The organism is Streptomyces sp. ITFR-6 (assembly GCF_031844725.1).
GTDB lineage: Bacteria > Actinomycetota > Actinomycetes > Streptomycetales > Streptomycetaceae > Streptomyces.
Window position 1 is genome coordinate 2,701,821 of sequence record NZ_CP134612.1, and the last position, 11,809, is coordinate 2,713,629.

An 11,809-nucleotide genomic window follows, 5' to 3' on the forward strand; every position below is an offset into this window, starting at 1 on the left:
CGGTCCGTGAAATTCTGCGTCCGCGCCGCGCATACCCCGGTTACCCGAAAGTACGATGGCGGTATGGCGCAGCGAGTACGGAACGGCTGTGTCGGAACACAAATTTGGGAGGCGGCGTGACAGCCATCGAGCAGACCGAGGCGGCGCGTCCGCGGGGCACTCGCCTGCCGCGTCGCGCCCGACGCAATCAGCTCCTGGGCGCCGCCCAGGAGGTCTTCGTCGCGCAGGGCTACCACTCCGCCGCGATGGACGACATCGCGGAGCGGGCCGGGGTCAGCAAGCCGGTGCTCTACCAGCACTTCCCGGGCAAGCTGGAGCTCTACCTGGCCCTGCTCGACCAGCACTGCGAGTCGCTGCTCCAGGCGGTCCGCACGGCGCTCGCGTCGACGACCGACAACAAGCTGCGCGTAGCCGCGACGATGGACGCCTACTTCGCGTACGTCGAGGACGAGGGCGGCGCCTTCCGGCTGGTCTTCGAGTCCGACCTGACCAACGAGCCCGCCGTGCGCGAGCGGGTGGACCGGGTCTCGCTGCAGTGCGCCGAGGCGATCTCCGACGTGATCGCCGGTGACACGGGCCTGTCCAAGGACGAGTCCATGCTGCTCGCGGTCGGCCTGGGCGGGGTGTCCCAGGTGGTCGCCCGCTACTGGCTCTCCAGCCGGTCCGCCATCCCGCGCGACACGGCGGTACAGCTCCTCACCTCGCTGGCCTGGCGGGGCATCGCGGGCTTCCCGCTGCACGGCATCGATCAGCACTGAGATCAGCACCGGGCGGGACGGCCGGCGCCCGTGTTCGCTGCGGGCGTTGCCCGCGGACCCCTGGTCACCGTCGGCAGCGGGCTAATGTGTGCTGCGTACGGCGCGGTTCACCGCGCAGGGACTGACCGTCGGAGGGACATAGCCGTGGAGGTCAAGATCGGGGTGCAGCACACGCCCCGGGAGATCGTTCTGGAGAGCGGGCTTTCCGCCGAAGAGGTCGAGAGCGCGGTTTCCGAGGCTCTCGCCGGCAAGGCGCAGCTGCTCAGCCTCACGGACGAGAAGGGCCGCAAGGTCCTGGTGCCGGCCGACCGGATCGCCTACGTGGAGATCGGCGAGCCCAGCACGCGACGGGTGGGGTTCGGCGCGCTCTAGCGGCGCGCACGGACACAGTGACCGTGGAAGCGGCCCGGCGGGGGATTCCCCGCCGGGCCGCTTTCCGTCGTGCGCCCGGCGAACGGCCCCGCGCGGCGCGGCCGCTTCGTGTACGACAGTCGAATTCCTGTGCTTCCCTGTGCGACAGCTGGGCGAAGCCTGTCCGCACGATGATTGTGTTCCGCGGCCCGGGGGTAGTACCGCGTAGACCGAATTGCCCGCCCCGTACCTGCGAGGTGATCGTCTGTGATCTTGGAAACTCTGGGCTCCGTCGTGCTCGGACTGGCCCTCTCCTGGGCGGCACTGCGCTCCCTGTCGCCCCGCCTCCCGTCCCGCCGGACCGTCTTCGGTACCGGAGCGCTGGGAGCCCTGTTCGGCCTGTATCTGATGCACTCGGTACTGGGCCCCGGCCACGCGGCGGCGACGATGATCGGCGCGGCGCTCATCTCCGCGGTGACGGTCTCCCTGCTGATCCGCCCGAGCAGCCGCCGGATCAACAGGTCGGCGGCCGCCTGACGCGGGGGCGGCGCTGCCGCTTTCGAGCCGGACGAGGGCCCTAGGCCGCGAGCCCCAGGGTGGCCATCCGCTTGGTGTGCGCCTCGGTGATCCGCGAGAACATCCGGCCGACCTCGGCCAGATCGAATCCGTCGGCCACCCCGCCCACCAGCATGGTGGACAGCGCGTCGCGGTCGGCCACCACGCGCTGGGCCTGCGAGAGCGCCTCGCCCATCAGCCGGCGGGCCCACAGCGCGAGCCGGCCGCCGAGCCTCGGGTCCGCCTCGATCGCGGCGCGTACCTTCTCGACGGCGAAGTTGCCGTGGCCCGTGTCGTCGAGCACGGCGAGCACGAGGGAGCGGGTGTCGGAGTCGAGCCTGGCCGCGACCTCACGGTAGAAGTCACTGGCGATCGAGTCACCGACATAGGCCTTGACCAGGCCTTCCAGCCAGTCCGACGGGGCGGTCTGGCGGTGGAAGTCGTCCAGTGCCTTCGCGAACGGCTCCATCGCGCCGGTCGGCCCCACCTCGATCGCCGTCAGCCGGTCGGTCAGCCGCTCGAAGTGGTGGAACTCCGCGGACGCCATCCTCGCCAGCGCCGCCTTGTCACCCAGCGTCGGCGCGAGTTTCGCGTCCTCGGCGAGCCGCTCGAAGGCCGCCAGCTCCCCGTAGGCGAGTGCTCCGAGCAGGTCCACGACGGCGGCCCGGTACTGCGGCTCGGCGGACGCGGTGGCCCAGTCCTGGTCGGCGATTCGGGTGGATGCGGGCGTTTCGGTAGCGTTGTCAGGCGTCTCCATGGACCGCAGAATAGCCCGCCCGCCGAGACGCGGAACGGTCCGGCCGCAGACCGACGTCACACCGTTCCGATGAATTCGCCCAACACAGATGCGCGAATCCGGGGTACAGTGGTATTGCGCTTACTGAGCATTTTGCAACTGCTCGTGGCGCGAAATTGAATGAGGATGCCCGGTCGGTGGCCCGATCGGCTCCGACCCGACAGCCCTCCACGCGAGGCGTACGCAACGTACGATCGCAGATGAGGGGCCCCCTCAGCGGCACGAGCGCTCGAGCGACGGCAGTGGTCCCGCGCCACCCGGCCCATCCACGGCCGGATGACCAACCCCGGCACGGTACGACCCCCTTCGTTCGCCTCGGACCGCGTTTCACAGAAGAGGCAATACCCTGACTACGTTCCGAGACCTCGGGATTCTTCCCGAGACGGCCGAGGCACTTGAGTCCGTCGGCATCATGTCCCCCTTCCCCATCCAGGAGATGACGCTCCCCGTAGCGCTCTCCGGCTCCGATGTCATCGGGCAGGCCAAGACCGGCACCGGCAAGACGCTCGGTTTCGGGCTGCCGCTGCTGGAGCGCGTCACCGTCCTCGCGGACGTCGAGGCAGGCCGGGCCGCGCCCGAGAAGCTGACCGACGCCCCGCAGGCGCTGATCGTCGTCCCCACCCGCGAGCTGTGCCAGCAGGTCACCAACGACCTCCTGACCGCCGGCAAGGTCCGTAACGTCCGCGTTCTCGCGATCTACGGCGGCCGGGCGTACGAGCCCCAGGTGGAGGCCCTCAAGAAGGGCGTCGACGTCGTCGTCGGCACCCCGGGCCGGCTGCTCGACCTCGCGGGCCAGCGCAAGCTCGACCTCTCGCACATCCGCGTCCTCGTCCTCGACGAGGCCGACGAGATGCTGGACCTGGGCTTCCTGCCCGACGTCGAGCGCATCATCACGATGCTGCCGGCCAAGCGGCAGACCATGCTGTTCTCCGCGACCATGCCGGGCGCGGTCATCAGCCTCGCGCGCCGCTACATGTCGCAGCCGACGCACATCAACGCCACCTCGCCCGACGACGAGGGCACGACGGTCAAGAACACCGCGCAGTACGTCTACCGCGCGCACAACATGGACAAGCCCGAGATGGTCTCGCGCATCCTCCAGGCCAACGGCCGCGGACTCGCGATGATCTTCTGCCGCACCAAGCGCACCGCCGCCGATATCGCGGAGCAGCTGGAGAAGCGCGGTTTCGCCTCCGGCGCCGTCCACGGCGACCTCGGCCAGGGCGCCCGCGAGCAGGCGCTGCGCGCCTTCCGCAACGGCAAGGTCGACGTGCTCGTCTGCACCGACGTCGCGGCGCGCGGTATCGATGTCGAGGGTGTCACCCACGTCATCAACTACCAGTCGCCCGAGGACGAGAAGACGTACCTGCACCGGATCGGCCGGACCGGCCGCGCGGGCGCAAAGGGCATCGCGATCACGCTGGTCGACTGGGACGACATCCCGCGCTGGCAGCTGATCAACAAGGCCCTGGACCTGAAGTTCCCGGACCCGCCGGAGACGTACTCCACCTCTCCGCACCTGTACGAGGAGCTGAACATCCCGGCCGGCACCAAGGGTGTCCTGCCGCGTACCGAGCGCACCCGCGCCGGTCTGCGGGCCGAGGAGATCGAGGACCTCGGCGAGACGGGCGGCCGCGGCCGCAAGTCCGCCGCCCCGGCCCCCGCCGTGCGCGAGGAGCGCCCCCCGCGCACGCCGCGTCAGCGCCGTCGCACCCGGGGCGGTTCCGCCGCGGAGGAGAACGCCGCCACGGTGCCCGCACCGGCCGTCGAGGCCGCTGTCGACGCCCCCGCCGTCGAGACGCCCGCCGAAGGCGCCGCGGAGCCGCGTACGCCGCGTCGGCGTCGGCGCGGTCGCGTCGGTGTCCCGGAGGTCGTGGCCGAGGCCGCGACGGAGGCGGCGCAGGCCGCCCCGGTCGTCGTCATCGACCCCGAGCCCGCGGTGAAGACCAGGACCAGGTCGCCCAAGGCCAAGGCCGAGGTCACGGTGGAGGTGCCGGCCGAGGCCGTGACCGCCACGAAGCCGCGTCGCAGCCGCGCCCGGGTCGTGAAGCCGGTGACGGAGGAGGTCGACTTCCAGACCGCCCCCGTGGCCGAGCCCGTCGCGGAGGCGAAGACGGTGACCAAGCCGCGCCGCCGCGCCCGGGTGATCAAGCCGGCCGAGGACGAGGTCGACTTCCAGATCGCGCCCATCGCCGAGCCCGAGAACGACAGCAGGCCGCGTCGTCGCACCCGTGCGGCCGCGAAGCCGAAGACGGCGGCCGTGGCGGACGCCCCGGCCGCCGAGGGCGAGGCCAAGCCGCGCAGGCGCCGGGCACCGCGAGCGGCCGCCGCGAAGACCGACAGCTGAGACCGACAGCTGAGACCGGCGCCCGAGGGCGCCGGGGTGCCCGAGGGGCCCGGGGGGATCCCCCCCCGGGCCCCTCGGGCGTTCACGGCTTAACCTCGTCCCATGAGCCGGCCACCCACCTTCGTCCCGCCTCCCCGCACCCGGGCCAGCGCGCTGCACACCGAGCGCGGTGACTTCGCCGTCCTGGACGCGTCCCCCCGTACCGCACCACGCGGCACCGCGCTCCTGCTGCCCGGCTTCGGCGGCAGCAAGGAGGACTTCATCGCGCTGCTGGAACCACTCGCGGAAGCCGGCTACCGCGTGGTCGCCGTCGACGGGCGCGGGCAGTACGAGAGCGACGGGACGGACAGCCAGGAGTCCTACGCACAGGACGAGTTGGCACGTGACGCACTCGCGCAGACGGCCGCGCTCGGCCTCGGCGGCGGCGCGGTCCACCTGCTCGGGCACTCGCTCGGCGGGCTGGTCGCACGCGCCGCGGCCATCCTGGATCCGGCGCCGTTCCGGTCGCTGACCCTGATGTCCTCCGGGCCCGGCGTGGTCTCCGAGCCCCAGCGGGTCAAGCTGAAGATCCTGGGCGACGCGCTGGCGACCATGAGCATGGACCAGGTCTGGGACGCCATGCGCGCCTTCGACCCGCCCGCGGAGGCCGACGGCGGCGGGGACCTGCGGCGGCGCTGGATGCGTCACCGGCCCGCCCAGCTGATCGCCACCGGCCGCCAGCTGGCCACCGAGCCCGACCGGGTGGCCGAGGTCGCCGCCACCGGGCTGCCGGTCCACGTGGTCTCCGGCGAGCGCGACGACGTCTGGCCGGTGCCCCGGCTCGACGCGATGGCCGAGCGGCTGGGCGCCCGGCGGACCCGGATCGAGGGCGCGGAGCACTCCCCCAACACGGACCGGCCGGGGCCGACGGCCGCCGCGCTGGCCTCCTTCTGGGACAGCCTGTAGGCAGCGCGGGGCTCGGCGACGGCGACGGCCGCCCAGGCGGCGGTTCGGTACCGCGTTCAGTACTGCGACTGGAGGTGCTGCCAGAAGCCGTCACGCAGCGCCCGTCGCAGATGGGCGTGGCCGCGCAGCGAGTGCTGGAGCAGGCGTTCGGCCTCGACCAGCAGGTCCTGGTCGACGGAGCCCGGCAGATACGGGTGTCCGGGGAGCAGGTCGGCCAGGGAGTCGCGGCCGCGGGCGGAGAGCCAGGTCGCGGCGATCTGGGTGCCGACGAAGCGGACGTCGTCGCGCGAGGGTGCCGGGGAGTCGTCCTCGTAGGTGGTGACGGGCCGTCTGGTCACATAGGGGCGGCAGAAGTCGAGGTCGAAGGTGCGCTGGCTGTCGACCTCCCAGAGCAGCGGCTCGGCCTGGTTGCGGCCTTCGCCGGCCTCGATGCCCCACAGGTGGACGCGGGCCCCGTACCCCTGTGCGGCCTCGACGGCGGAGACCAGGTCCTCGTCGCCGCCGACGAGTGCGGCGTCGCTGATGGCGCGGTGGCGGGCGAGGGATTCGAGGTCGGTGCGGATGAGTGAGTCGACGCCCTTCTGCTGGTTGTTGGCGTTGAGGTTGCCGAGTCTGACCTTGACGTCGGGGAGTTCCGCGATGGACTGCTGTTCGACGGTGTGGATCCGGCGCCTGGCCCCGTCGTACCAGTAGACGCGCAGCAGGCGGCTGTCCGCGAAGATCGTGCGGGCCTTGTCGATGAAGGCCTCGATCAGCCCCTCCGAGTCGAGGTCGAAGGAGCGCCGGTCCTCCGTACCGGTGACGAGCAGCCCGGCCGCGGCGTACACATAGCCCGCGTCGACGAAGATCGCGTGGGTCGAGGGGGTCTTCGACACCTCGGCGAGCACGCGCTGGAGCAGCTCGTTGGTGCGGTCCAGGCGCTCGCCGATCTCTGCCTCGTTCATACGGGCCTCGTCGCGGATGCCGTCGTCCGCGCATGCTCGGTTACCTGCTGGTACTTAGACATCCAAAAACTTTCCTTAGCGTAGGGAATGATTGCAGGGAGCAAGCCGTTGTACACCTCGTGGGGCGCGAGACGTGCCAGCCTGGCGCTCCTCATCCTTGCGGACGGGTCACCCGTCCTCCCAGTAGTTCTCCAGCAGGAGGATCAGACGAAGGGAAGCCGTATGCGCTTCGAGATCATGCGACTCGACGATGTCGACGGTACCGCCGTGGACAGCACCGTCGTGGACGCCGCCTCCGTCAACCGGATCGTGCAGCAGGCCGCGGCATTGGGCCAGCGCATCTATATCCGCCCGGCCGACACCTCGGCTTCGTAACACCTTGCCGATATAAAGACGAGCGCCCCCGCACGGATCGATCGTGTGGGGGCGCTGTGCCGCGCGGGGCCGGGTCAGGCGTTCTGGATGACCTGGGTGACGCCGTTGATGATCTGCTGCACGGCGATGGCGGAGAGCATCATCCCGGCGAGCCTGGTGACCAGCACGACGCCGCCGTCCTTGATGACCCGGATGATCAGCAGCGAGTAGCGCATGGTCAGCCAGAGCACGACGTGCATGGCGACGATCGCCGTCCAGACCGAGAGCTGGCTCGCGACGCTGTCGGCGTGCTGCACGGCGAGGATCACCGAGACGATCGCGCCGGGGCCGGCGAGCAGCGGCATGCCCAGGGGGACCAGCGCCACGTTGACGTCCTTCGTCTGCGTCGGCTCGTCGGTCTTGCCGGTCAGCAGGTCCAGCGCGATCAGCAGCAGGAGCAGTCCGCCCGCGATCATCAGCGCGGGTACGGAGACGTGCAGGTAGTCCAGGATCTGCTGGCCGAGCACGCCGAAGACGGCGATCACGCCGAAGGCGACGGAGACCGCCTGGAGCGCCATCTTGCGCTGCGTCTTGGCGGGGCGGCCGGCGGTGAGGGCCAGGAAGATCGGGGTGATTCCGGGCGGATCCATAATCACAAAAAGCGTGAGAAAAAGGGATCCGAAGACAGCGACGTCGAACACAGTGAGCCTTGCGGGGAGAGAGCGGGAATGCGGCGGGGGCGGTGCACCGGACAAGGTGCCGGACCGGCATCCGGCGGAGGTTTCCGGCGGACACCGCGGCAGGCCGGTGCGCGCGGGTGGGACGGGCGGCGTCGCGATGCGGGCGCCGCCGGGGTGCGGGAGTCGCGCGTGGGCCGTTACGGGACGAGCGGTCCGCCGGCTCCCGGCACCGGGAAGGCCCCGGTGGCGCGCCGGGTGATCTCGCCGTAGATCTCGGGGTCGGTGACGTTCTCCCCGAGCCGTACGGTCTTGCGGCTGCCGTGGTAGTCGCTCGATCCGGTGACCAGCAGCCCCAGCTCGCGGGCGAGCCCGCGCAGCCTGGCCCTGGTCGCCTCGTCGTGGTCCATGTGGTCGGCCTCGACACCGCCGAGCCCGGCCGCGGCCAGCTCCGCGATGCCGGATTCGGGGACCACGTGGCCGCGTTTGACGGCGCCCGGGTGAGCGAGGACGGTGACGCCGCCGGCGGCCTTGACCAGCCGGACCGCGTCGAAGGGGTCGAGCTCGTGTTTCTCGGCGTGCGCGCGCCCGCCGTCGGCCAGCCACTGCGGGGTGAAGGCGTCGGAGACGCTCGGTACGACGCCGAGCTCGACCATCGCGGTGGCGATGTGCGGCCGCCCGACCGATCCGTCACCGGCGATTCGCGCGACCCGCTCCCACTCGACCGGCACGCCCAGCTCTTGGAGCTTGCGCACCATGGTCCTGGCGCGCGGCACCCGGTCGTCGCGCACCAGCTCACGCTCGCGCGCCAGCTCGGGCTCGTCGGGGTCGAAGAGGTACGCCAGCATGTGCAGCCCGCCCACGCCGTCGAGCCGGCAGGACAGCTCGGCGCCGGTGACCAGGGTGAGCCCCTCGGGCAGCGCCGCTATCGCCTCCGCGTGCCCGCGGACCGTGTCGTGGTCGGTGAGCGCGACGACGTCCAGACCTGCGGCAGCGGCGTTCCGCACCAGTTCGGCGGGGGTGTCGGTACCGTCCGACGCGGTGGAGTGGGTGTGCAGGTCAATACGCACGACGCGGACTCCAGTGCTCGCGGCCGGATGGGGGACGCCCAAGGATAACCGGCCGAGGCGTGGATTCCGGACCCGGCCGGGAGGCGCCCGGCGACCGCTCAGGGCCCGCCGAGCAGCCGGGGGGTGAGCGCGCCGCAGGGCACCAGGTCGACCTCTCCCCCGGCGTCACGCAGATCGGTGAGCACCAGTTCGTCGTACATCAGGAGTCCGGACTGCTCGGGCCAGACGATCGCCCAGAGCCACAGGCCGCGCGCCTCACCGGCGAAGACGGCCCGGTCGTCGGGGGCGTCCTTCACGTGCCAGAGCGGGGTCGGGCGTCCGGCGGCGAGCACCTTGACGTCGGGCGGGCCGTCCACCCGCAGATACGGGCCGGGGTCGGGGCCGTCGATCCCGGCGTACCGCGCACCGAGTCCGACGCCGAGCTCCTCCGCGACGAGCAGCAGCTCGCCGATGCCGCCGAGCGGCCCCGGTCCGGAGCAGGCGACGGCGGTGGCCCGGCCGCCTCCCCGGTCGTCGCCCGCGCACGCCACCCCGGTGAAGAGCCAGCCCACCGGCAGCGGCCAGGGCATCCACACCGGCACCCGGGCGCGGTGCACCACCACTCCGAGCGCCTCGACGCTGGGCGGGATGACCGGCTGCATCGGCTGCACGCCGCCGTGCACGTCGCACTGCCAGGTGTCGTCGAAGAAACCGGGCGCCTTGACCCGGCCTCCGCACTTCGGGCAACTGGGTTCGCCCCTCATAACAACCAACCGTCCTCCCCGGCCGTCGCCGCGTCAAGGACGATCACCCTTCCGCAGCGCGGCTCTCATCAGGGGATTTAGATGTATCTTGCATTTATTAGCCCCTCTAACTTATTCTGTGCATAACGCATCGATCTAGTGGAGAGCGAGTAGTCCCATGCAGGGAGAGGATCCGTTCGACCAAGGAACGGTCAGCATCCTGCGCCAGCCGAAGGCCGTATGGGCCACAGCGGGCGCTTCTGTTGTCGCGTTCATGGGAATCGGCCTGGTGGACCCGATTCTGCCGTCCATCGCCAAGGGCCTTGAGGCAACGCCGAGCCAGGTGTCGCTGCTCTTCACCTCCTACTTCCTGATCACCGCCGTCGCGATGCTGGTGACCGGCTTCGTCTCCAGCCGCATCGGCGGACGCAAGACGCTGCTGGCCGGACTGGCGCTCGTCGTGGTCTTCGCCGCGCTGTCGGGCACCTCGTCCTCCGTCGCGGAACTCGTCGGCTTCCGGGCCGGCTGGGGCCTGGGCAACGCCCTCTTCGTGTCGACCGCGCTCGCCGTGATCGTCGGCGCGGCGGCGGGCGGCAGCTCGGCGGCGATCCTGCTGTACGAGTCGGCGCTCGGCCTCGGCATGGCCTGCGGGCCGCTGCTCGGCGCGCTGCTCGGTGACGCCAGCTGGCGCTACCCGTTCTTCGGCACGGCCGCGCTGATGGCGATCGGCTTCGTCTGCATCACCGCGTTCCTCAAGGAACAGCCCAAGCCCGCCCGCAAGACCTCACTGCTGGACCCGATCAAGGCGCTCGGCCACGGCGGGCTCGCCTCCGTCGCCACCTCGGCGTTCTTCTACAACTACGCGTTCTTCACGATCCTGGCGTTCACGCCGTTCGTACTGAACATGTCGCCGTACAAGTCCGGCGCCGTCTTTTTCGCCTGGGGCCTGCTGCTGGCGGTCTTCTCGGTACTCGTCGCACCGAGGCTGCAGAAGCGCTTCGGCTCGCTCAAGGTGGTCGGCGCCTCACTGGTGCTGCTCGCCGCCGACCTGGTGATCCTCGGCTACGGAAACCACACCGCGGCCATCGTCTGCACGATCGTCTCCGGCGCCTTCATCGGTATGAACAACACCGTCTACACGGAACTGGCACTCGGGGTGTCCGACGCGCCGCGCCCGGTGGCCAGCGCCGGTTACAACTTCGTCCGCTGGTTCGCCGCGGCCGCCGCGCCCTTCCTGGCCCCGAAGATCGAGGAGTGGAGCAACATCCACATCCCGTTCGTGATCGCCGCCGTCGCCGCCGTCATCGGCGCGACCGTCATCTGGGTGCGTCGCTCGGCCCTGAGCCACGAGGCGGAGGAGCTGGAACCGAAGCACGCCACCGAGGACGGCGTCACGGTCTTCGCCAACTGAACGGCCCCCGTCTCCGTACGAAGCCCCGCCGCACGGCTCCTGGCCGTGCGGCGGGGCTTCCGTACGGATGCAGGGGCTTGCGCCCCGGTCAGTCCAGGGCCACCGAACCACGCAGCGGATCGCGCAGGTCCGTCCCCCGGGACAGCCACCGCTCCTGGAGCTCCTGCGCGCCCCTGACCCGCTTCCAGGCCGCCTCGTTGGGCGTCATCGGCAGCAGCGGCAGGAACCGCACCGCCTCCATCGGGTCCGCCAGCTCCAGATCCTCCACCAGCCCACCGGGCTCAGCCACGAGCACCGAGCTGAAGGGCGCTCCGGGCCACAGCGGTTCACCGACGTCCAGCGAGGCCCCCGGCGCCACGATCACCCCCTCCACCTGCGGCGAGGCCGCCAGCACCGCGAGCCTGCGCAGCACCTGGTCGGTGTCCGCGAGCCCGGCCCGCACCGAGAGGACCAGCTCGGCCCGCGGCCCCTTCACCGGGTCGGCATACGGGTCGGAGGGGTCGGCCATCGGCTGCGCGGACATGCCGAGCGTGGCGTACCTCACCACGTCGCCGTCGATGAAACGGAGCACCTCGATCCGGTCGGTGCCGAGGAACGTCACTGCCGCGCGTGCGTCCGGTTCGCCCAGGGCCGCGCGCAGACGGGCCTCGACCGGAGCAAGAATTTCTGCCATGTGGCGAGCATAGGACGCGTACGGAACGGGCAAAGTAAGAGATTGGCCCTGTGCCTGCTGATAGCCTGGGCGCGCCGGTCGGGACAGCACGCAGAAGCGTCGCTCTCAAGTCCCGACGCAACGTCGTCCCTCACGGGGGACCGACCGGAGGAGGTGGGGCTGCGGTGGATCCAAGTCGACCGTGCAGTACCAACCGCTCTTCCGCC

13 protein-coding genes are annotated in these 11,809 nt (G+C 71.1%); 7 read left to right on the plus strand and 6 right to left on the minus strand.

Features of this window, described 5'->3' with window-relative positions:
* Positions 1-116 precede the first annotated feature (116 nt).
* From RLT59_RS11960 to RLT59_RS11970, 3 genes are all read left to right on the plus strand, one after another.
* Positions 117-758 (plus strand): TetR/AcrR family transcriptional regulator, encoded by a 642-nt coding sequence (locus tag RLT59_RS11960; RefSeq protein WP_018105511.1) that lies wholly within the window; start codon positions 117-119, stop codon positions 756-758.
* 144 nt (positions 759-902) lie between these two features.
* Positions 903-1,130, plus strand: a complete 228-nt coding sequence (locus RLT59_RS11965) for a DUF3107 domain-containing protein (protein WP_024490505.1) — start codon at positions 903-905, stop codon at positions 1,128-1,130.
* Positions 1,131-1,376: 246 nt separating this feature from the next.
* Entirely contained in the window at positions 1,377-1,646 is a 270-nt protein-coding gene (locus RLT59_RS11970; protein WP_311303387.1) for a hypothetical protein, read from the plus strand.
* A gap of 40 nt (positions 1,647-1,686) precedes the next feature.
* Here the strand turns inward: RLT59_RS11970 and RLT59_RS11975 are convergent, their stop codons facing one another.
* Complete coding sequence (locus tag RLT59_RS11975) at positions 1,687-2,421, minus strand: ferritin-like fold-containing protein (RefSeq protein WP_311303388.1); 735 nt, start codon at positions 2,419-2,421, stop codon at positions 1,687-1,689.
* Between the two features lie 451 nt (positions 2,422-2,872).
* Here RLT59_RS11975 and RLT59_RS11980 point away from each other — a divergent pair, with 451 nt between their 5' ends.
* Positions 2,873-4,807, plus strand: a complete 1,935-nt coding sequence (locus tag RLT59_RS11980; RefSeq protein ID WP_311303389.1) for a DEAD/DEAH box helicase — start codon at positions 2,873-2,875, stop codon at positions 4,805-4,807.
* Positions 4,808-4,909: 102 nt separating this feature from the next.
* Entirely contained in the window at positions 4,910-5,752 is an 843-nt protein-coding gene (locus RLT59_RS11985) for an alpha/beta fold hydrolase (RefSeq protein WP_311303390.1), read from the plus strand.
* 56 nt (positions 5,753-5,808) lie between these two features.
* On the opposite strand, the gene RLT59_RS11990 is transcribed toward RLT59_RS11985, so the two are convergent.
* Entirely contained in the window at positions 5,809-6,696 is an 888-nt protein-coding gene (locus RLT59_RS11990) for an NYN domain-containing protein (RefSeq protein WP_073736584.1), read from the minus strand.
* A gap of 222 nt (positions 6,697-6,918) precedes the next feature.
* Between RLT59_RS11990 and RLT59_RS11995 the strand changes: the two genes are divergently transcribed.
* Positions 6,919-7,071 carry a DUF8834 family protein gene (locus RLT59_RS11995; protein ID WP_199884445.1) on the plus strand — a complete coding sequence of 51 codons (153 nt, stop codon included), beginning with the start codon at positions 6,919-6,921 and terminating at the stop codon, positions 7,069-7,071.
* 74 nt (positions 7,072-7,145) lie between these two features.
* On the opposite strand, the gene RLT59_RS12000 is transcribed toward RLT59_RS11995, so the two are convergent.
* The 3 genes from RLT59_RS12000 to RLT59_RS12010 form a co-directional block, all read right to left on the minus strand.
* Complete coding sequence (locus RLT59_RS12000; RefSeq protein WP_311303391.1) at positions 7,146-7,751, minus strand: MarC family protein; 606 nt, start codon at positions 7,749-7,751, stop codon at positions 7,146-7,148.
* A 176-nt stretch (positions 7,752-7,927) separates the two neighbouring features.
* Positions 7,928-8,797, minus strand: a complete 870-nt coding sequence (locus RLT59_RS12005) for a PHP domain-containing protein (RefSeq protein WP_311303392.1) — start codon at positions 8,795-8,797, stop codon at positions 7,928-7,930.
* Between the two features lie 98 nt (positions 8,798-8,895).
* Complete coding sequence (locus tag RLT59_RS12010) at positions 8,896-9,540, minus strand: DUF6758 family protein (protein ID WP_311303393.1); 645 nt, start codon at positions 9,538-9,540, stop codon at positions 8,896-8,898.
* A 157-nt stretch (positions 9,541-9,697) separates the two neighbouring features.
* Between RLT59_RS12010 and RLT59_RS12015 the strand changes: the two genes are divergently transcribed.
* Complete coding sequence (locus tag RLT59_RS12015; protein ID WP_311303394.1) at positions 9,698-10,930, plus strand: MFS transporter; 1,233 nt, start codon at positions 9,698-9,700, stop codon at positions 10,928-10,930.
* Between the two features lie 88 nt (positions 10,931-11,018).
* On the opposite strand, the gene RLT59_RS12020 is transcribed toward RLT59_RS12015, so the two are convergent.
* Positions 11,019-11,603, minus strand: coding sequence for a suppressor of fused domain protein (locus RLT59_RS12020; RefSeq protein ID WP_311303395.1), 585 nt, complete (start codon positions 11,601-11,603; stop codon positions 11,019-11,021).
* Positions 11,604-11,809: the final 206 nt, after the last annotated feature.